General features: G+C 74.8%; 17 protein-coding genes. 8 read left to right on the plus strand and 9 right to left on the minus strand.

The features are described from left to right. Positions 1-30 precede the first annotated feature (30 nt). A complete protein-coding gene (locus ACIA6B_RS03950) occupies positions 31-1,650 on the plus strand; it encodes a glycosyltransferase family 4 protein (protein ID WP_396770717.1) in 1,620 nt (539 codons plus the stop codon). 60 nt (positions 1,651-1,710) lie between these two features. Here ACIA6B_RS03950 and ACIA6B_RS03955 read toward each other — a convergent pair whose 3' ends face one another. After that, positions 1,711-3,861, minus strand: coding sequence for a glycosyltransferase family 1 protein (locus ACIA6B_RS03955; RefSeq protein WP_396770719.1), 2,151 nt, complete (start codon positions 3,859-3,861; stop codon positions 1,711-1,713). Beyond that, the gene (locus ACIA6B_RS03960) at positions 3,858-5,216 is read right to left on the minus strand and encodes a glycosyl transferase (RefSeq protein WP_396770721.1); all 1,359 of its coding nucleotides are present in this window, start codon (positions 5,214-5,216) and stop codon (positions 3,858-3,860) included. Before ACIA6B_RS03960 ends, ACIA6B_RS03955 begins: the two co-directional genes overlap by 4 nt. Positions 5,217-5,422: 206 nt before the next feature. Between ACIA6B_RS03960 and ACIA6B_RS03965 the strand changes: the two genes are divergently transcribed. Next, positions 5,423-7,264 (plus strand): hypothetical protein, encoded by a 1,842-nt coding sequence (locus ACIA6B_RS03965; protein ID WP_396770723.1) that lies wholly within the window; start codon positions 5,423-5,425, stop codon positions 7,262-7,264. Positions 7,265-7,283: 19 nt separating this feature from the next. Here ACIA6B_RS03965 and ACIA6B_RS03970 read toward each other — a convergent pair whose 3' ends face one another. Beyond that, positions 7,284-8,468, minus strand: coding sequence for a hypothetical protein (locus ACIA6B_RS03970; RefSeq protein WP_396770725.1), 1,185 nt, complete (start codon positions 8,466-8,468; stop codon positions 7,284-7,286). Between the two features lie 278 nt (positions 8,469-8,746). On the opposite strand from ACIA6B_RS03970, the gene ACIA6B_RS03975 reads away from it, so the two are divergent. The 4 genes from ACIA6B_RS03975 to ACIA6B_RS03990 all read left to right on the plus strand — a co-directional run bounded on the left by ACIA6B_RS03975 (position 8,747) and on the right by ACIA6B_RS03990 (position 15,126). Continuing rightward, positions 8,747-10,324: a glycosyltransferase family 4 protein gene (locus ACIA6B_RS03975; protein ID WP_396770727.1), complete on the plus strand. Its 1,578-nt coding sequence runs from the start codon at positions 8,747-8,749 to the stop codon at positions 10,322-10,324. Beyond that, positions 10,321-11,889 carry a glycosyltransferase gene (locus ACIA6B_RS03980; protein ID WP_396770729.1) on the plus strand — a complete coding sequence of 523 codons (1,569 nt, stop codon included), beginning with the start codon at positions 10,321-10,323 and terminating at the stop codon, positions 11,887-11,889. Before ACIA6B_RS03975 ends, ACIA6B_RS03980 begins: the two co-directional genes overlap by 4 nt. A gap of 3 nt (positions 11,890-11,892) precedes the next feature. Then, positions 11,893-13,176, plus strand: a complete 1,284-nt coding sequence (locus ACIA6B_RS03985) for a nucleotide sugar dehydrogenase (protein WP_396770731.1) — start codon at positions 11,893-11,895, stop codon at positions 13,174-13,176. Positions 13,177-13,377: 201 nt separating this feature from the next. Beyond that, positions 13,378-15,126 (plus strand): CDP-glycerol glycerophosphotransferase family protein, encoded by a 1,749-nt coding sequence (locus tag ACIA6B_RS03990; protein ID WP_396770733.1) that lies wholly within the window; start codon positions 13,378-13,380, stop codon positions 15,124-15,126. A 57-nt stretch (positions 15,127-15,183) separates the two neighbouring features. Here ACIA6B_RS03990 and ACIA6B_RS03995 read toward each other — a convergent pair whose 3' ends face one another. Both ACIA6B_RS03995 and ACIA6B_RS04000 read right to left on the minus strand, forming a co-directional pair. Then, the gene (locus ACIA6B_RS03995; protein WP_396770735.1) at positions 15,184-15,726 is read right to left on the minus strand and encodes an acyltransferase; all 543 of its coding nucleotides are present in this window, start codon (positions 15,724-15,726) and stop codon (positions 15,184-15,186) included. A 67-nt stretch (positions 15,727-15,793) separates the two neighbouring features. After that, complete coding sequence (locus ACIA6B_RS04000) at positions 15,794-16,132, minus strand: DUF952 domain-containing protein (protein WP_396770737.1); 339 nt, start codon at positions 16,130-16,132, stop codon at positions 15,794-15,796. An 87-nt stretch (positions 16,133-16,219) separates the two neighbouring features. On the opposite strand from ACIA6B_RS04000, the gene ACIA6B_RS04005 reads away from it, so the two are divergent. Together ACIA6B_RS04005 and ACIA6B_RS04010 are read left to right on the plus strand one after the other, a co-directional pair. Beyond that, positions 16,220-16,876, plus strand: coding sequence for a response regulator transcription factor (locus tag ACIA6B_RS04005; RefSeq protein ID WP_107156668.1), 657 nt, complete (start codon positions 16,220-16,222; stop codon positions 16,874-16,876). A 10-nt stretch (positions 16,877-16,886) separates the two neighbouring features. Beyond that, on the plus strand, positions 16,887-18,329 hold the full coding sequence (locus ACIA6B_RS04010; RefSeq protein WP_396770739.1) for a sensor histidine kinase: 1,443 nt from the start codon (positions 16,887-16,889) through the stop codon (positions 18,327-18,329). A gap of 39 nt (positions 18,330-18,368) precedes the next feature. Here the strand turns inward: ACIA6B_RS04010 and ACIA6B_RS04015 are convergent, their stop codons facing one another. The 4 genes from ACIA6B_RS04015 to ACIA6B_RS04030 form a co-directional block, all read right to left on the minus strand. Continuing rightward, a complete protein-coding gene (locus ACIA6B_RS04015) occupies positions 18,369-19,322 on the minus strand; it encodes a TAXI family TRAP transporter solute-binding subunit (protein ID WP_396770741.1) in 954 nt (317 codons plus the stop codon). A 55-nt stretch (positions 19,323-19,377) separates the two neighbouring features. Beyond that, positions 19,378-20,028, minus strand: a complete 651-nt coding sequence (locus ACIA6B_RS04020; protein ID WP_396770743.1) for a hypothetical protein — start codon at positions 20,026-20,028, stop codon at positions 19,378-19,380. 107 nt (positions 20,029-20,135) lie between these two features. Continuing rightward, on the minus strand, positions 20,136-20,933 hold the full coding sequence (gene yaaA / locus ACIA6B_RS04025; RefSeq protein ID WP_396770745.1) for a peroxide stress protein YaaA: 798 nt from the start codon (positions 20,931-20,933) through the stop codon (positions 20,136-20,138). Between the two features lie 22 nt (positions 20,934-20,955). Next, a complete protein-coding gene (locus tag ACIA6B_RS04030) occupies positions 20,956-22,545 on the minus strand; it encodes a hypothetical protein (RefSeq protein ID WP_396770747.1) in 1,590 nt (529 codons plus the stop codon). Between the last annotated feature and the right edge of the window lie 31 nt (positions 22,546-22,576).

Below are 22,576 nucleotides of genomic sequence, written 5' to 3' on the forward strand. Positions count from 1 at the left end.
CCGCCCCCCGTCAACGAGGAGAAGCACCCGATGCAAGCTGGCTCGAACACCGATGCCCGACCGACCCGGGGACGGGTGGTGATGCTGGTCGACAACGGGGTCCACGGCGACTCCCGGGTGCAGAAGGCCGCCCGGTCCGCGGCGGACGCCGGCTGGGAGGTCGTGCTGCTCGGCATCCGCAACGCCCGCTCCGAGGTGGACACCTGGCGGATCGGCGGCGCGGAGGTGCGCCTGCTGCGCGTGCCCAAGCCGCTGCACCGACTGCCCCGGGAGTACAGCCGCTCACTGCGCCGGCCGCTGGCGTACGCGTCGACCAGCCGGGCCGCGTACCGGGTCCAGGAGATCAAGGCATGGCAGGCCGACCTCTACGAGCGCCGGGTCCGCGCCCGGGCGCTCGGCGGCGGGCTGCCCGCGACCGTGGGACAGGCGGCCCAACTGCCGTCCCGCGCCGCCGCCACGGCGCTGGCCCGCTGGGTCCGGTTCCGCAACGGGGAGACGCACCGGCTGCGCAAGGCCCAGCTCGACCCGGAGGCGCCGCTCACCCGGCTGCCCATCCGGCTCTGGCAGAGCGTGCTGGGCAACCGCGCCTGGCGTCGGCTGGACCCCGGGCTGTGGGACTTCGAGCTGGCGTTCCGGACCGCGCTCGACGAGCTGAAGCCGGACATCATCCACGCCAACGACTTCCGGATGCTCGGCATCGGGGCGCGGGCGACGCTGCGGGCCCGGGCCGCCGGTCGGCACACCAAGCTGGTCTGGGACGCGCACGAGTTCGTCGGCGGCATCACCGGCCGGGCCGACAACCCGCGCTGGCTGCCGGCCCAGATCGCCTACACGGCCGAGTACGCGGCCTACCCGGACGCGGTGGTGACGGTCTCCGACACGCTCGCCGACCTGCTCCAGGAGACCCACAGCCTGCCGGAGCGGCCGGCCGTGGTGCTCAACGCGCCGATGGCCCCGCCGGCCGAGGCCGAGGGCGAGGTGCCGGACCTGCGGGCGCTGTGCGGCGTGGACGACCGGACGCCGGTGCTCGTCTACTCCGGCGCGGTGAACCCGAGCCGGGGCTGCCAGATCATGGTGGAGGCGCTGCCGGAACTGCCCGACGTGCACGTCGCGTTCGTGACCATGAATCCGAACGGCGACAACACGTTCTCCGAGCGGCTGCGGGAGCGGGCCGTCGAGCTGGGCGTCGCGGACCGCGTGCACCTGCTGCCGTACGTGGCGCACTGGCAGGTGGTGCCGTTCCTGTCCGCCGCGGACGCCGGGGTCATCCCGATCCACCACAAGCCCAACCACGAGCTGGCGCTGATCACGAAGTTCCTGGAGTACTCGCACGCCCGCCTGCCCATCGTGGTCAGCGACGTGAAGACGATGGCGCAGACCGCGCGGGCCACCGGCCAGGGCGAGGTGTTCACCGCCGAGGACCTGGCCGACTACGCTCGCGCCGTGCGGGCCGTGCTCGCCGACCCGCAGCGCTACCGGGCCGCCTACGACAAGCCGGGCCTGCTGGACGGCTGGACGTGGGAGGCGCAGGCCCGCATCCTCGACGAGGTCTACACCTCGCTGCGGGGCGCGTCGCGCGCCGGCGGGGGCCGCCCGCCGGCGTCCCGGCCGGCCGAGGACAAGCAGCAGCTCGCCGGCACCTCGCGCTGACCCGACGAACGAGTTCGGCCGGCTCCCCGAGGGGGAGCCGGCCGAATCCGTTTCCGCCGGTCAGTCCGCGCTGGTCGGCGGCTCCAGCAGCAGCCGGTCGAAGTCCTTCTGGGTGACCGACCAGTCCCAGGTGCTCAACACGTGCGACGCCGCCGCCCGGCCCGCCTCGCGCCAGACCTCCTCCGACGCGGTGAGCGCCAGGATCCGCTCGGCGGCCTCCTCCGGCGTGCCCACCACCCAGTCGCTCGGGAAGAGCGTCCGGGCGCTGTGCTGGCGGCCGGCGAAGAACGGCCAGTCCCGGACCACCGGCACGGCGCCGCTGGCCGCGCCCTCGACGAGCGCGCAGTGGAAGCTCTCGCGCAGCGAGGTGCTGAGGATGACGCCGACGTCGGTGAGCGCACCGGGCACGTCGTCGGTGCGGCCGACCCGCACCACCGCGCCGGCCGCCTCCAACTCGGCCAGCTCGGCGTCGAGGTTCCGGACGTACGCCGCGACCGCCGGGCTGAGTTCCGGGTTGAGCGGGTCGCCGACCAGCTTGAGGCGGTACCTGTCGTCGCGGCGGCGCAGCTCCCGCAGCACGGCGAGGGCCCAGCGCGGATCCTTCGCCAGCGAACTCAACCCGACCAGCCCGAGGGTGAACCGGCTGTCGGCGGAGACCTTCGGCGCCACGTACCGGTGCAGGTCCATGGCGTTGAAGATCATGTGCGTCCGGGGCCCCTGCGGGGCACGCAGCCGCGGCACCGCGGCCAGCGCCAGGTCGCGGAGGTGCTCGGAGACGAATACCACGTCGTCCACCCGGGACCAGTCGGTCACGTGCGGCCACCAGCTGAACGCCTCGAAGCTGTGCAGCCGGACGACCACCCGGGTGGTGCCCGGGTCGATCATCGACAACATCGCGGCGCCCAGGTTGCACCAGTCCACGAAGACCGTGTCGGCCCAGTCGAGGTGCGGACCCCATGCCTCCTGGACCTCGCCGGCCCGCTTGGAGGCGCCGGCGAGCATGTGGAGCGTCACGTTCGTGCGGCCGTTGCTGAGCACCGGGAGGATCGACTCCTCCATCAGGTTCAGCCGGCGGACCTCCACCCCGGGCATCGCCTCGTAGCGGTCCAGGATCGGCCCGAGGAAGTTGTCGTTCAAGCCGGTGAAGAAGAGCATCCGGTGCGGCCGGTCGGCCGGCGGGAACGCCGCCGGCTGCTGCCGGCCGCGCGGGGTCGCCAGCGCCCGGCCGGCGTCGCTGTCGTGCAGCGGCGCGAGGAACTTCGCCGGGTCCTCGGCCAGCGGCGAGGTGGTGCCGTCGAACTGCACGACCCGGTGGAACAGCAGGTTGAACGCGCGCAGCACGTGCGGCGCGGCCTTGCCCGGGTTGCGCTTCTTCAGGAAGCCGTCGGCCAGTTTGAGCTGGCCCCGCACCACGGTCATCAGGTGCTCGGGCACCCGGCCCTGGCTCAGCTCCGCGTCGACGATCGGGCCGAGGAGCTGCCCCCGGGTCGTCGGGCTCTTCAGGCGGCCCTGCGCCGCCAACGCCACCCGCTTCGCGCTGGCGCCGTGCCCGGACTTGAGCATCGTGCCGGTGACCCGCTGGGCGATCTTGCCACGGTGCCGTTCCGGCAGGCCGGGCGCCGTGACGGCCCCCTGCCAGAACCAGCGCACCGGGCTGAGCTTCATGGCCCGCTTGCCGGTGCTCAGCTCGAACATCCGCTTCGCCAGGTCGACGGTCTGGTTGCGGGTCGCGCTCGTCAGCACGGACGGGGCGGGGCCGACGGTGTGCAGCCGGGGACGGCGGTAGCGCGCCGGGTCGGCCGACCGCTTCTCCACCGCGCGCAGCGCCGGGGCGATGCCGTAGACCGCGTCCGCGCGCCGGTGCCGCTGGGCCAACTGCCAGACCGTGTGCAGCGCCTGCGCGTCCAGCGCGACCAGGACGTCGGCGCGCCTGGCGTGCCGGCGGACCCACGGGTCGCGCTGGGCGCGCAGCCAGGGCCGCCGGGCCGGGCTGGCCCGCTTGACCATCCGGCCGAACCGCGGGCCCAGCTCCTTGGCGGTCGGCAGCAGGTGCAGCTCGGCCAGCTCAGCCGCCGCCGGGATCCGCTCCGCCGGGTCGAACGTGGTGGCCACCCGTACGGTGACGCCCAGGTCGCGGAACTGCGTCAACGCGTCGGTGAGGACCGCCACCCGCCCGGGGACGGTGCCCATCACCATCAGGACCTCGATCATGACCTACCTTCTCGGGCCAGGACGCGTGCGCCGGCGGGGGACGTCCGCGGGGCGCCGGTGCCGAGGACCAGCTCGGTGACCTCGCGGACGGCGGGAATGAGCTGCTCCTCGCGGGCGTACTGCCGCGCCTCGGCGCGGGCCTCCGCCCGCTCCCGGGGGCCGGCCTCGCGGGCCATCGCGGCGGCTCGCCGGAACGCGCCGGCCAGCTCGGCCGGGTCCAACCCGACCGCGCCGGTCCAGAGCGGGTACGTCGACAGCACGGTGGAGGCGTCGTGGTCCGCCTCGTGGGCGGAGACCACCGGCATCCCGGTGGCCATGTACTCGTAGACCTTGCCGGAGGTCATGAACCGGCCACCGGTCACCATCAGCACCACCGCGTCCCACCGGGAGTAGAGGTCCACCACCTCGGCCTTGGGCACCGAGCCGCCGACCACCACCCCGTCGACGGCGGCGGCCCGGAGCAGCTCGGCGTGGGCGTTGTCGCCGCGCGCCCAGGCCGCGCCGATGTGGCCGCGGACCTCGAAGCGGGCGTCGGCCAGCGCCGGGTCCTCCGCGCGCGCCGTCCGCCAGCCCTCCAGCACGGCGCTCAGCAGCGGCACCGGCAGGTTGAGCGCGCCGAGGTAGCCGAAGGTGAGCGGCCGGTCGGCGGGGGCGGGGAGCGTCTCGGCCGGGATGCTGGCCGCGTCGTAGCCGTTGCGCACGACCCGCATCTTGTGCGCCAGCTCCGGATAGCGTTCGCGGTACCAGCGGGAGATCGGCTCGTTCACGTTCCAGATGGCGATGGCGTTGGTCAGCAGCTTGATCTCCCACTGCCCGGAGACCGACTCGCGGGTGAACGCCTCGCCGTTGTTGATCACGTCGACCGACCAGCCGTCGCGGAAGTCCACCACGTACGGGACCCGGTGGGTCTCCCACAGCTTCCACGTGGCGGACAGGTTCACGTACGGGGCGCAGGTGGTGACCAGCAGGTCGACCGGCCGCTCCCGGTGGATCTGGAGCAGGGCCTTCTCCAGCGCGGGACGCCAGCCGCCGAAGACCGGCTCCGGGAAGATCTTCAGGTTCTGCTTGCGCAGCTCGGCCAGGTAGTCCAGGTGGGCAAGCGCACGCTGCTCGGTGAACGCGCGGATGTCGGTCTCCAGGTCGTCCCGGAACAGCGGCAGCTTCACCACCCGGACGTGCGGGTCCAGCCCCTGGGACAACGTGTGGTCCAGCCCGTACTCGCGCTCCCACGCCTCGTCCGCGATGGTGACCGCGGTCACGTCCCAGCCCGCCGCGGCGAACTGGTTCGCGGTCTCCCGCATCCGGTAGGCGCAGCTCTTGGCGGCCGGCGGAAAGCCGATGGCCAAATAGATCATGTGCGGTCGGGACCCGGACCGTCGCGGCCGGGGGAGCTTCAACGAGTCCCAGAGAGTTCGCCCGTTGTTCATCGATTCCGATCCTGGGAGGGTGGGGGAGAGCGGAACGGCCCTCGGACAGCCTGCGGACCCTACAATAACGCCGTCCCGCGCGCCGGACGTGCCACCGAGGGGTGGGGGCCACCGCTTTCGTAGACTGCTACGCCATGACCTCGCCCGCGCCCGACACCCGCGATCGTGAGCCCGTCCCCGCCGGGGACGCCGAGGTGGCCGGTGGCGACACCCCCGGTCCGGCGCCGGCGGCCGAGGGTCGTCCGGCCCGCCGGCGGTGGTCCCGGGTCGACGCGGTGGTCGCGCTGGTGTTCCTGCTCGGCGCGGTCTGGGTCACCGCCCGGGGCTGGCGGGACCCGGGCGGGCGACTGCTCGGCAGCCGCCCCAACGACCAGGGCTTCAACGAGTGGATGCTGGCGTACGCGGCGCACGCGGTCAGCCACCTGGAGAACCCGTTCTTCACCACGCTCCAGAACGCCCCGACCGGGGTGAACCTGATGACAAACGTCGGGCTCCAGCTCCCCGGGCTGGTGCTCGCCCCGGTCACCCTGCTGTTCGGCGCGTCCTTCTCCTATCTGTTGTTCATCACGCTGAACCTGGCCGGCACCGGATACGCCTGGTACCACGTGCTCTCCCGGCACCTGGTCGACTCCCGGGCCGCCGCGTTCCTCGGCGGGCTGTTCTGCGCCTTCGCCCCGGCGCTGGTGTCGCACAGCAACGGCCACCCGCACATCACCGCGCAGTGGCTGGTGCCGTTCATCGTCTGGCGGGTGGTCGCGCTGTCCCGCGGTGGGCACGTGGTCCGCGACGGCCTGGTGCTGGGCGGGCTGGTGGTGGCCCAGTTCTTCGTGAGCCTGGAGATCCTCTTCCTCACCGCGCTCGGCTGCCTGATGCTGGTCCTGGCCCACCTGGCGGTGCGACCCCGTGACGCGCTGCGCCGGGCCCGCCCGATGCTGCCCGGGCTGGCGATCACCGCCGTGCTGGTGGGGGCCGCGGCGGCGTACCCGCTCTGGATGCAGTTCGCCGGGCCGCAGCACCGGGTGGGCCATCCGGGCACCCCGGACATCTACGCCCTCAAGCTCGGCTCGTACGTCAAGTACGCCACCCAGTCGGTGGCCGGCGGCCCGACCAGCGCGGTCGGCTGGGCGCCGAACACCACCGAGCAGGCCAGCTTCTACGGCTGGTCGCTGCTGGTGCTCGCGGCCGGCGCGCTGTGGTGGCTGCGGCGGGACGTGACCGCCCGGGTGCTCGGCGTCGTCGGCCTGGTCTCGGCGCTGTTCTCGATCGGCACCACCTGGACGTCCGGCACCCGCCGTACCGACATCCCGGCGCCGTTCGCGCTGGTGCAGGACCTGCCCGTGTTCGACTCCGTGGTGGTGGCCCGGTTCGCGCTGATCACCACCGTGGCGCTCGGCGTCCTGCTGGCCGTGGCCGCCGACCGGCTCGCCGCCCGGCGGGACGAGCCGTCCGGGCGACTGGCCGCCCGGGTCGGCGCCGTCGCGGTGGCCGCCGCACTGCTGCCGGTGCTGCCGGTGCCGCTGGAGGCGCGGGGCCGCACGCCGGTGCCGGAGTTCGTCACCGGTGGGGCCTGGCGCGACCACGTGGCGCCCGGTCGCACCCTGGTGCCGGTGCCGGTCAACGGCATGACGTCGCTGTACTGGAGTTCCGCCGCGGTGGCCGGCTTCGCGGTGCCGGAGGGCTACTTCCTCGGGCCGGTCTCGGCGACCGACGCCACCGGGCGCTGGGGCGTCGACCCGCAGCCGACCGCCAAGCTGCTCACCGCCGTGTCCCGGGGCGAACGGGACACCGCGGTCGGACCGGCCGACATCGCCCAGGCCCGCACCGACGTGCGGCACTGGAAGGCCGACGCGGTGGTGCTGCCGGACCGGGGGGCGCGCCGCCACGACGACCTGAAGGTCGTGCTCGACGCACTGTACGGCCCCGGCCGGCGGGTCGACGACGTGTGGCTCTGGGACGTCCGGCCGGTCACCCGCTGACCGCCCGGCGGCGGGCCGGTCAGGGCGACTTCGTCCAGATCAGCAGCAGGTACCCGCCGAAGTAGGCGGAGAACACGACGAGCGTCACCAGCACCGTGACGGCCCGGGCCCGACCGGCCCGGGCCAGGCCCACGGCCGCCGGCAGCAGCAGCGGGAACGCCGGCAGCAGGAACCGCGCCTTGGAGTGGTAGTAGCCGGCCGCGCCGAGCGTGGTCACCAGCAGCAGGCCGCTGTAGAGCAGCAGTGGCCAGGGCTGCCGGTCGAGCACGCTCAGCACGAAGAACATCAGCGACACCACCGCCACCACGGTGACCACCAGCAGCGGCAGCGCGGCCACCTGCACCAGCGCCTGCTGCCCCCGGTCGACGGTGTAGACGCCGAAGTCGAACGAGGTGCCCCAGCCGGCCGACTGGATGTGGAACCAGCCGTCCGGCCGTCCGGTCCGCGCCCCCACCCAGGCCAGGTACGCCAGCCAGCCGGCGGGCGCGAGCAGCAGCGCCGCGTACGGCCGCCAGCCGTCCCGCCGCCGGAGCGCCGCCAGCAGCGCGGCCAGCCCGACCACCGGGATCAGGGACGAGGCGGTGGGCCGGGTCAGGCCGGCGAACAGGCAGACCACCCCGGCGGTGACCCAGTGCCGGCGCAGCAGCGCGTACAGCGTCCACGCGGCGAGCGCGGTGAACAGGCTCTCGCTGTAGCCCATCGACTCCACCACCGCGTGCGGCACCGCCGCCCAGAGCGCGGCGAGCAGGACGCCGGTGCGCCGGTCGTGCAGGTACGCGCCGATCGCGAACAGCGCCCACGCGGCGGCCAGCCCGGCCAGCCACGCCACCAGCAGCGCCGACTCGCGGGGGCTGAGCGGGGAGATCCGGTCCAGGGCCCCGGTCAGGCCGGGGTAGAGCGGGAAGAACGCCATGTTGCTCTGCGTCTTCTCGTACCCGTCGTAGCCGTGCCGCGCGATCGCGAGATACCAGCCGCCGTCGGCCCGGGTGAGCTCCTCGACCGGGTTGCGCCCCACGTTGCGGGCCCAGATCCAGACGGTCAGCAGCCCGATCAGGCGGATCACGGCGTAGACCGCCAACGCGGGCAGCGCGGCGCGGGCGGCGTGGCGCAGCCGCCCGGCGGGCGTGGGCCGGGGCGGGTCGGGCGCTGCCGACGCCGGGCGGCTCGGTTCCTCGGTCGTCACCACGTCCATTGTCTGATCCATCCGCGCTGACCTGGAGTGATCCGGCGGCACGGGGGCCGCGGGCGGGCGGCCTACCGCCGGCCCGGCGACGACCCGGGGCGAGCGCCGGTCGTTGAACAGCATGGAGGGTAGCAATCGGCGCGACAGGTCACGGACCGCCGACGGCGGCCGGCGTGGCGGCCGGAACCCTTGTCGTAGACTCGCTCGGGTCCGCGGGCGCGGTGCTGGCGACGACGAAACGGGCAGGGATGGGATCTGACGGCACGAGCGCAGCGGCGGGCACCCGGGGACGGGTGGTCATGCTGGTGGACAACGGGGTCATCGGGGACTCCCGGGTGCAGAAGGCGGCACGGTCCGCCGCCGACGCCGGCTGGGACGTCGTCCTGCTCGGGCGCGCGCCGGTGGGCCAGCCGCAGAGCTGGCGGCTCGGCGCCGCCGAGGTGCGCCTGATCCCGATGGCCGAGCCGCTGTCCCGTCGCCGGCACGAGTTCCGCCGCGCCTGGCTGCGGCATCCGCTGGCGTACCCGCCGAGCGGCGTCGCCGCGCACCGCACCCAGACGGTCCGGGCGTGGCGCGCGGACCTGGCCGTCCGTCGGGCGGCGCTGACCACCGCCGCCCGCGAGTCCGGCGCCGGCCGTCCCGGCGGGCTGCCCTGGGCCACGCTGCGCGCCGAGGAGAAGCTGGCCGGCCTGACCCGTCGGTGGGTCGGGTTCCGCAACCGCCAGCTCACCCGCGCCCGCAAGGGCCGCAAGCTGGACGGCCCCTGGGACCGCGCGTACACGGCGTTCTGGCGGAAGCTGCGTGGCGACGGCGCGTGGCGCCGGCTGGAGCCCGGCCTCTGGGACTACGAACTGGCCTACGGCCCGGTCGTCGACGAGCTGGCGCCGGACCTGATCCACGCCAACGACTTCCGGATGCTCGGCGTCGGCGCCCGCGCGAAGATCCGGGCCGCCGCCAGGGGCCGGCGGATCGCGCTGGTGTGGGACGCCCACGAATACCTCCCCGGTGTGCAGCCGTGGCGGGACAACGCCCGCTGGCTGCCCGGCAACGTGGCGCACGAGCGGGAGTACGTGCCGTACGCGGACGCCACCACCACCGTCTCCGGCGGCCTGGCCGACCTGCTGCGCGAGGAGCACCGGCTGGCCGAGCGTCCGGCCGTCGTGCTCAACGCCCCCGCGGTCGACGAGGTGCCGGCCGACCCGACCGGGCCGGTGCCGGACATCCGCGCGCTGTGCGGGCTCGGGCCGGACGCCCCGCTGCTGGTCTACAGCGGGGTGGCCGCCGCCAAGCGCGGGCTGGGCGTGCTGGTCGAGGCGCTGCCCCGGCTGCCCGGCGCGCACGTCGCCCTGGTGGTCAACAAGCCCACCTCGGCGTACGTCAGGGGTCTGGTCACCCGGGCCGGCGAGCTGGACGTGGCGGACCGGCTGCACGTGCTGCCGTACGTGCCGCACCACCAGGTGGTCCGCTTCCTGGCCGGGGCGCAGGTCGGCGTCATCCCGATCCAGCACTGGCCGAACCACGAGATCGCGCTGATCACCAAGTTCTTCGAGTATTCACACGCCCGCCTGCCGCTCGTCGTCTCCGACGTGCGGACCATGGCCGAGACTGTCCGGGAGACCGGCCAGGGCGAGGTGTTCCGCGCCGAGGACGTGGCCGACTTCGTCCGGGCGGTCACCGCGGTGCTCGCCGACCCGGCGCGGTACCGCGCCGCGTACGACCGGCCGGGCCTGCTGGCCGACTGGACCTGGGAGGCGCAGGCGCGGGTGCTCGACGACGTCTACGCCCGGCTGCTGCCCGACGCGCCGCCCCGCCCGGCCACGCCGGCGTCCGCGCCGGCTCCGGGCGTGGTTCCGGCTTCGGTGGAGGTGGGCGCGTGAGCCAGCCGGACGTGACGGTGGTGGTGGCCGTCTACAACACCATGCCGTACCTCACCGCCTGCCTGGACTCGCTGGTCGGCCAGACCATCGGCCGGGACCGGCTGGAGGTCGTCGCGGTCGACGACGGCTCCACCGACGGCAGCGGCGCGGAGTTGGACCGTTACGCCACCCGCTACCCGGGGACGGTCCGGGTGCTGCACCAGGCCAACTCCGGTGGCCCGGCGGCGCCGAGCAACCTGGCGCTGGACCACGCCCGGGGCCGCTACGTCTTCTTCGTCGGCTCCGACGACCACCTCGGGCCGGAGGCCCTGGAGCGCCTGGTCGCCGCCGCCGACCGGTGGGACTCCGACGTGGTGCTCGGCCGGATGGTCGGCACCAACAAGCGCTACGTGCACCAGGCGGCGTACGCCTGCACCGCGGAGCGGCTCGACCTGTTCGACAGCGCGCTGCCCTGGTCGTTGTCGAACACCAAGCTGTTCCGGCGGGACCTCGTCGAGCAGCACGGGCTGCGGTTCCGCACCGACATGCCGATGGGCAGCGACCAGCCGTTCACGCTGGAGGCGTGCTTCCGGGCGAAGAAGGTCTCGGTCCTCGGCGACTACGACTACTACTTCGCCGTCAAGCGGGACAACGCCCAGAACATCACCTACGCCAGCCGCTTCGAGGAGCGGCTGCGCTGCGCCGAGGAGCTGGTCGCGTTCGTGGCCGGCCTGATCGGGCCGGGCCCGAAGCGGGACGCGGTGCTGGTGCGCCACTTCAGCTGGGAGGTGGCGAAGCTGCTCCGCGAGGAGTTCCTGGCCCTCTCCCCGGACGTGCAGCAGCACGTGCACGACCGGGTCCGGAAGCTGGCCGGGGCGTACCTCACCGAGGGTGTGCTCGCCCGGATGGAGCCGGCCCTGCGGGTGCGGCTGGCGGTGGCGCGCGACGGCGGGCTCGACGCGCTGCGCGAGCTGATCGGGCAGCAGGCCGACAAGACGCTGCCCGAGGTCACCGTGGACGACGGCCGCTGGTACGCCCACCATGTCGGGTTCCGCGACCCCGCGTTCGGCTACCCGGACGACTGGTACGACGTCACCGACCGGGCCGCCGCGCAGCTCGCGAAGCTGACCGCGACCGGGCTTGCCTGGGGGCGGGACGCGGCCGGCGCGCGGGCCCTGGTGGTCACCGCCCGGAGCCGGTGGGCGGAGCTGGCCGAGCTGAGCGCCGAGGCGCTGCGGGTGAGCGTGGGCGATCTCACGGGTGCCACGTCGGTGACGCCGGACGGGCCCGGTACCGTCGTACGGACCGACTTCGCGGTGGACCGGCTGTTGGCGGTCGTCGCGCCGAACGGGGAACGGCGGACGGTACGCGCCGAGGTGTCCGCGCTGGGCGGGGCCGGCTCGGCGCCGATGCGCACCGACCGACCCGTCGTCGCGCCCAAGCTGCTGGCCCGCCACGGCGCCCGGTTGCACCTCGTCACACCCACCACGAACCACAAGGGCCACGTGATCGTCGCGATCACGCCGGTGACCCCCGGTCGGTTCCTTGCCCGCCTGCGCCGCATCTGGCCCTCTGGAGGAAAGTAGTTCATGAACATCTGCGTCGTCGCGCTCGGAAAGATCGGCCTGCCGCTCGCCGTGCAGTTCGCCTCGAAGGGGCACCGGGTGATCGGTGCGGACGTCTCCGAGCGGGTCGTCCAGCTGGTCAACGACGGTGCCGTGCCCTTCCCGGGTGAGGCCGACCTGGACGTCAAGCTGAAGGAGGCGGTCGCCGCCGGGCTGCTGTCGGCCACCACCGACACCGCCGCCGCGGTCGCCGAGTCGGAGGCGGTCGTCGTGGTCGTGCCGCTGTTCGTGGACGCCGAGGGCGTACCGGACTTCGGCTGGATGGACGACGCCACCCGGGCCATCGCCCGTGGCCTGAAGCCGGGCACGCTGGTCAGCTACGAGACCACGCTGCCGGTCGGCACCACCCGCAGCCGCTGGGCGCCGATGCTGTCCGAGGGCTCCGGCCTCACCGCCGGCACCGACTTCCACCTGGTGTTCAGCCCCGAGCGGGTGCTCACCGGCCGGGTCTTCGCCGACCTGCGCCGCTACCCGAAGCTGGTCGGCGGCATCGACGAGGCGTCCGCCGCGCACGGCGTGCGGTTCTACGAGGCGGTGCTCGACTTCGACGAGCGAGCCGACCTGGACAAGCCCAACGGCGTGTGGGACCTCGGTTCGGCGGAGGCGTCCGAGCTGGCCAAGCTCGCCGAGACGACCTACCGGGATGTGAACATCGGCCTGGCGAACCAGTTCGCCCGCTTCGCGGACACGGTCGGCGTGGACGTCACCAAGGTGATCGAGGCGTGCAACACCCAGCCGTACAGCCACATCCACTCGCCGGGCATCGCGGTCGGCGGCCACTGCATCCCGATCTACCCGCGGATGTACCTGTGGAACGACCCGGCGGCCACCGTGGTCCGCTCGGCGCGCGAGGCCAACGCCGCGATGCCGGACTACGCGGTCGACCTGCTCGCCGCCGCGTACGGCGACCTGACCGGGGTGGGTGTGCTGGTGCTGGGCGCCGCCTACCGGGGCGGCGTGAAGGAGACCGCCTTCTCGGGCGTCTTCCCGACCGTGGAGGCGCTGCGTCGGCGGGGCGCGACCCCGTACGTCGCCGACCCGATGTACTCGAACGAGGAGCTGGCCGCGCACGGCCTGCCCGGTTACGCCGGTGAGCCGGTCGGCGCGGCGGTGATCCAGGCCGACCACGCGGAGTACCGCAACCTCACCCCGGCCGATCTGCCCGGCGTGACGGTGCTGGTGGACGGCCGTCGGGTCACCGACCCGGCCCGCTGGGCGGGCGTGCGCCGGGTGGTCATCGGCGGTTGATCAGGTTGCGCGGCGGGCCCCGGCCGGAACGGCCGGGGCCCGCTTCGCGTTGTGCCCCGGCGGGGACCGGGTGGGAAAGCCGTCGTCCGATGTTCACCTCTCGGACACCCCGGTAATACTTGCGTCACTTGACCCGTTTAGGGTCGCAGCCGTCCGGTATCGGGCCTCGCCGACACCGGCGGGCAGACAGGGAGCGTGTCGTTGTTCAGCAGAGTACGCAGCCAGCAGGGCCTCGCCGCGGTGGGCGCGACGCTCCTCGGGTACGGCGTCATGATCCTCGCCGGGGCGCTCGGCCTGGTGGTCCCGTACGCGGTGGCCGCGGTGGTCGCCCTCGCCGGTGAGGCGGCCCTGACCGTCCGGTACGCCGGGACGGCCGAGCTGCTCGCCAAGGCCGGTGTGGGCGCCACGTTCCGACGGTTGCTGCGGGACCTGTCGGTGGTCCTGCTGGTGCTCGCCGCCGTGCGTCCGGGCGTCGCCGGCACGGTCGCGGTGCTGCTGCTGCCCGCCGCGCTGTGGACCCTCGCCGTGCTCACCACCGCCGTGACGAAGACGATCGACGGGCGGGTCGACCCGCCGGCGTACACCCGCAACATCGACCTCGGCGCGCTGCGCCGCGTCCCGGTGCCGCCGGCCTGGGCACGCGGGCTGGCCGGGCTGCGGATGCCGCTGCTCAACGTGCTGCTGGTGCCGGCGGCGGTGGTGGCCGCCGCGCTGGACCGGGTCGCCCCCGTGGTGCTCACCGGCCTGGTCACGCTGGTCGCCGGTCTGGTCACCGCCGTGGTGCTGGCGCTGACCGCGCTGCGCGGCCGGGGCGGGTCGCCGGGCGTGCTGCCCGCCGTGCACGACTGGTTGGCCCGGGAACAGCCCGAGGTGGCGCTCTACTTCGCCGGCCCGGCCAAGGACGTCTACCAGGCCAACATGTGGCTCGCGCCGCTGGAGGCGACCGGCCGTCGCGCGGTGGTGCTGCTGCGCGCCGCGGACGCGTTCGGCCAGCTCGCCGACACCCGGCTGCCGGTGGTCTGCGTGCCGGCCGGCGTCGACTTCATGAACCTCGACCTGGGCTCGCTGCGGGTCGCGCTGTACGCGGCGAACGTCGGCGCCAACATCCACCTGCTGCGCGAGCCGGGCGTGAAGCACGTCTTCGTCGGCCACGGCGACAGCGACAAGGCGGCCAGCGTCAACCCGTACAGCAAGGTGTACGACGAGGTGTGGGTGGCCGGTCCCGCCGGCCGGGAGCGGTACGCCCGGGCCGGCGTCGGCGTGCTGGACCGCGACATCGTGGAGGTGGGCCGCCCGCAGCTCGCCGGCGTGCACACGTTCGGCTCCGGCGCGACCGACCACGCGTTCACCGTGCTCTACGCGCCGACCTGGGAGGGCTGGCTGGACGACGACCCCTACCACACCTCGCTGGTGCTGATGGGGGAGCGGATCGTGGCCGGGCTGCTGGCCGCCGGGAACCTGCGGGTGGTCTACAAGCCGCACCCGTTGACCGGCACCCGCTCGCCGAAGGCCAGGGCGGCGCACGAGCGGATCGTGGCCCGGATCCGGGCCGCCGGCGGCGACACCGACCCGACCTCGCTCGACGGTGCCGCGCACCTGGTGGTCACCGGCCGCACGCCGGCGCTGTTCGACTGCTTCAACGTCACCGACCTGCTGGTCAGCGACGTGTCCAGCGTGGTCTCCGACTTCGTGCAGAGCGAGCGGCCGTACGTGGTGGCGAACCCGGCCGGGCTGTCCGAGGACGACTTCCGCCGGCAGTTCCCCACCGCGCGGGCGGCGTACCTGCTCTCGGCGGACTGCGGCGAGCTGGCCAAGATCCTGGACGTGACCCGGGTCGGCGACGACCCGATGACCGAGGCGCGGCGGGAGCTGAAGGAATACCTGCTCGGCCCGGCCGGGTCCAACCCGATGGACCGGTTCCGGGACGAGATCGGCCGGCTCTGCGGCTGACCGGCGCACCGACGCGCGGGGGCGACGACCGGTCCGGTCGCCGCCCCCGTCGCGCGTTCAGCCCTGCCGCGGCGGGTTGTCGACGTCCCGGGAGACGACCTCGCCCTTGGCGTCGACCCAGCCCTTGGGGCGGGCCGGGTTGCCGGCCACGAGCTGGTACGGCTGGACGTCCCGGGTGACCACCGAACCGGCCGCGATCATCGCGTACTCGCCGACCTCGATGCCGCAGACCAGCGTGGCGTTGGCGCCGATCGACGCGCCGCGGCGGACCAGCGTCGGGGTGATCGTCCAGTCCGGATTCTGGGCGCGCGGCCGGAAGTCGTTGGTGAACACCGCGCACGGCCCGACGAAGACCTCGTCCTCGATGGTGACGCCCTGGTAGACCGAGACGTTGTTCTGGATCTTCACCCGGTCACCGACCGTGACGCTCGCGTCGACGTACACGTTGCGGCCGATCACGCAGCCGGCACCGACCTGGGCGCTCGACCGGATGTGGGCCAGGTGCCAGACCTTGGTGCCGTCGCCGACCCGGGCGCCGTCCTCGACGTCGGCCGTCGGGTGGACGAAGACGGAGGCGGACCGGTCGTTGCTGTCAGTCATTTCCACTCGCATCGTTGCGGGGCGCGTCGCGCCGTCGGGCGGGGCTCGACGCAGCATAACGAGCGCTTCAGGTGACCAGTTCGGCCACCGCGTCGGCGGCCGGCCGGTCCGCCGGCAGCGCGTGCGCGGCGAGCACCGCGTCGACCGGCAGCGCGGCGTACAGGTGCGGGAAGAGCGCGCCGTCGCGGGACTCCTCCCACCGCAACGCGTCGCCGAGCCGGGCCTCGTCCACCGCGAGCAGCGTGAGGCCGGTGACGCCGGCGAAGTACCGGCGCGCGGTCTCCACCACCTGCCCGGCGGCGGAGAGGTGGAGGTAGCCGTCCTGCCGGTCCAGGGCGGTGCCGGCGAAACTCCCGGCCGCCCGCGCCGCCCGCCACTCGTCGTCGGCGAGAATCTTGTAGATCACCACCGCAGCCTAGAACGGCCCTCGCGTCCGGGCGACGCGTCTGCCACCATTCCGGGGGCAACAGGTCGAGCGGACGGAGAGACACGGGTGCGGATCCTCCTGGTCGAGGACGACCGACGGGTCGCCGCGGCGCTGTCGTCCGCGCTCACCCGCCGGGGGTACCAGGTGGAGCACGCCGCCACGGTGGCCGCCGCGCTCTCCGCCGCTCCCTGCGACCTGGTGCTGCTGGACCTGACGCTGCCCGACGGCGACGGCACCGACCTGTGTCGCGAGCTGCGCCGGCGCAGCAGCCAGCTCGGCATCATCGCGGTGACCGCCCGGGGCGAGGAACGCGACCGGGTGCTGGGCCTGCGGCTGGGCGCCGACGACTACGTGGTCAAGCCGTTCTCGATGGTGGAGTTGCAGGCCCGGATCGAGGCGGTGCTGCGCCGGGCCGCGCACACCGTGCCGGAACGCCACCTGATCGAGGCGGGCGAGGTCCGCATCGACGTGGGCGGCCGGACGGTCAGCGTGGCCGGGCGGGCGGTGACGCTGACCCGTAAGGAGTTCGACATCCTGCTCTCGCTGGCCCGCCAGCCCGGGGTGGCGGTGCCCCGGGACCGCATCCTGCTCGACGTGTGGGGCACCACCTGGGCCGACCGGCACACCGTCGAGGTGCACGTCGGTTCGTTGCGCGGCAAGCTCGGCGACCCGACGCTGGTGGAGACCGTCCGCGGGGTCGGCTACCGGCTCCGCACCACGTGAGGAGGCCGCGGTGCGCCGCCGGTTGGTGATCAGCTACCTGCTGCTGATGGTGCTGGTGCTGCTCGCGCTGGAGACCCCGCTGGCGGTGACGCTGGCGTCCCGGGAGACCGATCGGGTCCGGGCCGATCGGCTCGCCGACGCCACCCGCTTCGCGTCGCTCGCCGGCCCGGCGCTGCGCGGCGGCAGTCCCGGCCCGCTGGACGGGGAGCTGGCCGCCTACGACGACCTCTACCGCATCGGCGCGGCGGTGGTGGACCGGGACCGCCGCACCGTGGCCGCGTCGTCCCGATGGGAGCCGGACGCCGGCACCGGCCCGGCGGTCGACACCGCGCTGTCCGGGCAGCAGTTCAGCGGCCCGGAGTCGGTCTGGCCCTGGGTGGACGGGCCGCTGGTGACGGCCGTCCCGATCAACGACGGCGGCGAGGTGCTCGGCGCGGTGGTCACCACCACCCCGGCCGACACGGTGCGCCGCACCGTCACGCTGTGGTGGCTGATGCTGGCCGGCATCGGCCTGCTCGCGGTGCTGGCCTGCGTCTCCACCGCGTTCGGGCTGGCCGGCTGGGTGCTGCGCCCGGTCACCGAGCTGGACGCGGCGACCCACGAGATCGCCGAGGGACGCCGCACCGCCCGGGTCCGGCCCCGCCTCGGCCCGCCGGAGCTGCGCCGGTTGGCGACCAGCTTCAACCACATGGCCGACGCGGTCTCCGACGTGATGGACCGGCAGCGGGCCTTCGTCGCGCACGCCAGCCACCAGCTCCGCAACCCGTTGACCGCGCTGCGGCTGCGGGTGGAGGAGCTGGGCCCCAGCCTCACCGACCCGGACGGCCGGGCCGAGCACCGACTGGCGCTGGAGGAGACCGACCGGCTGGCCACCGTGCTCGACGCGCTGCTGACGCTGGCCCGGGCCGAGCGGGAGGAGAACCAGCGGGTCACCGTGGACGCGGGCGCCGCCGCCGCGTCCCGGGTGGCGGCCTGGCTGCCGCTGGCCCGGCACCGGGCGGTCACGCTCCGACTCCACCCGGTCGACACGCCGGCGTACGCCCGGACCGTGCCGACCGCGATCGACCAGGCGCTCGACGCGCTGATCGACAACGCGGTCAAGTTCAGCGGCGCCGGGGGAGAGGTGACGGTGACCGTCCGCCCGGCCGACGGCGGGACGGCGCTGACCGTGGTCGACACCGGCCCCGGCATGACGGCCAGCCAGCTCGACCAGGCCACCGAGCGGTTCTGGCGGGCGCCGGACGCGCAGAACGTGGACGGCGCGGGGCTGGGCCTGACCATCGCCGCGGTGCTCGTCGACGCGTCCGACGGCCGGCTCACCATGCGCCAGGGGGAGCCGCGGGGCCTGGTCGCCGAGCTGTGGTTCCCGGCGCCGCCCGACGACGCCGGCGCCCTCGACCCGGCCGACCGGCCGGCCGCGCCGCAGCCCCACCACGAGCCGGTCGGCCGCTGAGCGGCCCGCATCAGCGGGCCGGAAGGCTCCGGTGTCCGGTCAGGGCTTGGCGTCGCGGTACCACCGGGCCGCGCCCGGGTGCAGCGGCAGCGGGGTGGTCACGATCGCCGACCGAGGGCTCATCCGGCCGGCCGCCGGATGCGCCGCGGCCAGCTCCTCCCGGCGTTCCATCAGCAACCGGGTCACCTCGCGTACCAGGTCGGCGGGGAGGCTGGCGCGGACGATCAGGTAGTTCGGGTTCGCCACCGTGCTGACCGGCTCCGCCTGGTAGACCGAGCGGGGAATGTCCCGGGTGACGTAGACCTGCCCGTACGCGCGCCGCAGCGGCTCGGTCCAGTCGCCCAGGTCGACCATCCGCAGCGCGCTGCGCTGGGCCAGCTCGGTGACGCCACGCACCGGCAGGCCGCCGGAGAAGAAGAACGCGTCGATCCGCCCCTCGCGCAGCGCGGCCACCGAGTCGTCCAGCCCCAGGTGCTCCTGGCGGATCCGGGCGCCGCCGAGCTGCGCCACCTCCAGCAGCCGGGTGGCGGTGACCTCGGTGCCGGAGCCGTCGGCGCCCACCGAGACCCGCCGCCCCCGCAGGTCGGCCAGCGTACGAACCGGGCCGCCGGCGGTGGTCACCAGGTGCAGCAGGTCGTCGTAGACCCGGGCCACGGCGAGCACGGCCGGGTGGGCCGGCTCCCGGGGCGGCAGCACGTCGGCCTGGGTGAAGCCCAGCTCCGCGTCGCCGGCGCCGACCAGCCGGACGTTCTGCGCGGAGGCGGCGGTCACCACCACGTCCGCCCGCACTCCGGGCAGCTCCCGGTTGAGCAGCGCGGCGAGCGACTGGCCGAAGGCATGGTAGACGGCGGTCGGGCTGCCGGTGGCGATGCGGATCCGCACCGGCTGGGTGGGCTCGTCCCGGCAACCGGCCACCCCGGCGACGAACAGCAGCAGCAACGCCAGCGGGGCCGCGGTCCGGCGCCGCCCGCGCGCAGACCAGTGTCGGTTCACGCGCTGCACTCTGCGCCGTGCGACCGCCGCCGCGCAAGCCCACCGCCGGGACCGGTCAGCCCAGGGCGGCGCTCTCGGTGATCCGGGCCCGGTGCTCGCCGTTGGCGACGCTCACCAGGAAACAGCCCGAACCCGGCCGCAACGCCGCCGGCACCTCCAGTAGCGCCGCGCCGCGCACCAGCACCGCCGCCAGGTCCCGGTCGGTGAGCCGGATGCCGAGGCAGTGCCGGCGTACGTGCCGGCCGCCGGCGAGCAGCGCGGCCCGCCAGACCGCGGTGGCCAGCCGGGGACGCCAGACGCGGCGGGCCGCCGACGCGCCCGGGAACGGCCCGCCGAGCAGCTCGCGACGGCCCTGCCGCCAGCCGGCCGCCAGCAGGTTCGCGTACGCCGAGCGGTGCTCCGGGAGCACCGACAGCCGGTGCAGCTCGTACCGGCGGCGCAGCCCACCGGTGGTCAGCTCGTGCGCGACCGGCACGTCCAGCCGGCGCAGCAAGTACCGCATCCGGTGCGCCGCGTCCTCCCGGTTGAACTCGGCGATCCCGCCCCGGTACGGGTCGACGTCGAGTCGGCGGACGTGCGCGGCCGGTGGCGTCGTGCAGCGCACCAGGCAGGCGAGTTCGAAGGCGTCGGTCAGGGTCGGCCAGTCCAGCGGCGGGGGCGACGACGGGCGCGGCCGGTCGAGCAGCGTGGTGGGCCCGGAGAGCATCGGCACAGCTCCTTGGTCGGCGTCGGGGCCCCTCTACCGTGGCCCGCGCCGCCGGGCCGGGGAACCGCTGCGCCCGAGCCTTGAGCAAAATTTGCGCGAAGCCGCGCTCAGAGTTCGGTGACGACCACGTCGAGCAGCCGGGGCCGGCCGGGCGTGCGGGGGGCCTCCTCGACCGTGTGCCCCAGCTCGCGCAGCGCCCCCACCAGCGCGGTGGCGCTGCGCGGGCGGGCGTCGGCGACGAGCAGGTCCCGGACCAGCCGGCCCTTGGTGGCCTTGTTGAAGTGGCTCACCACGGACCGGGACGGGGTGCCGTCCACCAGCCGCTCGTGCAGCACCCGCACCGTCACCGTCCGGTCGGCGAGTGGGCCCGCCGGTGTCCAGGTGGCCGCGTACGCGCCGGAGCGCAGGTCCAGCACCGGGCCGCGACCCGCCGCCGCCGTCACGGCCGGGTCCAGCGCGGCCCGCCAGTACGCCGACAGCGCCCCGATGCCCGGCAGCCGCGCCCCGACCGGGCAGCGGTACGGCGGCACCCGGTCGGTGAGCCGCACCGCGCCCCACAGGCCGGAGCTGATCAGCACCGACCGCCGGGCGGCCCGCTGCGCCGCCGGGGGGAGCGTGGCCAGGTCGAGCGCCTCGTAGAGCACCCCGGTGTAGAGCCGCCCGGCCGGCGCGGTCGCCGCCACCCGCAGGCGCGCGTTGCGGCGCAGCTCGCCGCGCTGCCCCTCGCTCAGCCCCAACGCCTCCCGGGCGGCGGCCTCGTCCGGCCCGGCGCAGAGCGCGACGAGCGCGTCCAGCACCGCGTCCCGGGCCGGGTTCAGCTCGGGCAGGGAGAGCCGGGACAGGTCCAGCCGGCGGCCGGTGCCGGCGTCGGCCTTGCCCTCGGACGGGGGCAGCAGGATGAGCATCGGCACAGCGTACGGGCGGGCGTCAGCGCCAAGGCCGCACGGCACGCTCCGGGTGGTACACGCGACTGTGCCCCACCTCGGCCACCACCGCCGCGTCGGCCCGGCCGCCCAGCAGCCGCCGCAGGGCGCGTTCGGCCGGCGACCCGACCGCCACCACGTACCCGGGGCGGGCCGCCCGAGCCACCCGCTGCCAGTACGCCGGGTAACGGTTCTGCCCGGGGGTCAGGTTGCCGTCCAGCACGCCGCAGGCCACCGCCTCGCCGGTGTTGAAGACCAGTCGGTTGCAGGTCCAGTAGTCGCCGTACACCTCGTGCAGCCCGGCCCGCCGCACCGCGCCGGCCAACCGGCGGGCGTCCCGCTCGTCGGCGCGGATCCCGGGCAGGCCGACCAGGAACGTCGCGGTGCCGGCCAGCGTGGCGGCGGTCAGCCCGGCCAGCACCACGGCGGCCGGCACGCCGCGCAGCCGGTCCGCCCGGCCGGCGGTGGCCCGCAGCGCGGGTACGGCGGCCCGCCAGAGCGGCCAGAGCACCGCCGGCAGCGACACCTGGAGCACCGACAGGTACCGCGCGTCGCCGAGCGGGTCGGTGGCGGCGAGCGGGCTGCGCACGTACGCCAGCAGCGTCAACGCGGCGCCGGCGACCAGCGCGAGGATCGCCGCGGCCCGGACCCGCGCGGCCGGGTCCCCGGCCCGGCGGTACGCGACCACGCCGAGCCCGGCGGCGGTCACCAGCAGCACCGGGTAGAGCACCCCGAACCACTGCGCCCAGCGCGCGCAGCCGTCCATCGGGCAGAGCCCGGACGCCAGCGGCACCCCCTCCAGCAGCCCGCCGTGCAGCCGCGCCGCGAGCGACGGCGCGACCCCCTCCTTCGTGCTGATCTCCCGGAACACCGACAGCGAGTCCTGCCCGTCCGGCGCCACCACGTTGTCCTTGATCATCGGTGCGACGCCGGCCAGGAAACCGACGACCAGCAGCACGCCCGGCCAGCCGATCAGGTCCCGGGGCGCGGCCAGCGCCAGCACCACGCCGGCCGCCAGCAGGTAGGGCGTGATCAGCCAGTCCGACCAGAGCGCCAGCCCGGTGAGCAGGCCGAACGCGCCGGTGGCGAGCCAGCGGTGCCGGACCCGCCGCTCGCCGAGCGCGACCGCGAGCAACAGCATCGCCAGCACCGCCGGTTTGACCTCCGGCCGGCCGCCGACCACGGTGAGCTGGTCCCGGACCACCCGCTCCGAGCCGAGCGCCAGCAGGCCCACCACGACCACCGCCAGCCACGGGGAGAACAGCCGGCGGGTCAACCGGTACGCCAACCACAGGAAGACCGCGTAGAGCGCGAGCAGTGGCAGCCGCAGCACCGGCCAGCTCGGTCCGGCCCAGCCCACCAGCGGCGCGGCCAGGTACGACTCCAGCATCCCCATGTAGCGCTGGCCGTAGAGGAAGACCGGCCGTTCGTGGCCGCCGGCGATGTGCAGCGCGGCCAGGCCGAACGTGGCCTCGTCGCTGTTCGACGCGGGCACCGTGAACAGCGTCAGCACCAGCCGGTAGCCGACCCCGGCCGCGCCGAGCAGCAACGCCACCAGCGCCGGCGCGTCCGGGTTGCGCTTCGCTGTCGACACGACCCAGGCCCCCGTCGTCGCCCTCGACCGC

The sequence above is a fragment of the Micromonospora sp. NPDC051141 genome (assembly GCF_044455765.1).
Classification (GTDB): Bacteria; Actinomycetota; Actinomycetes; order Mycobacteriales; family Micromonosporaceae; genus Micromonospora.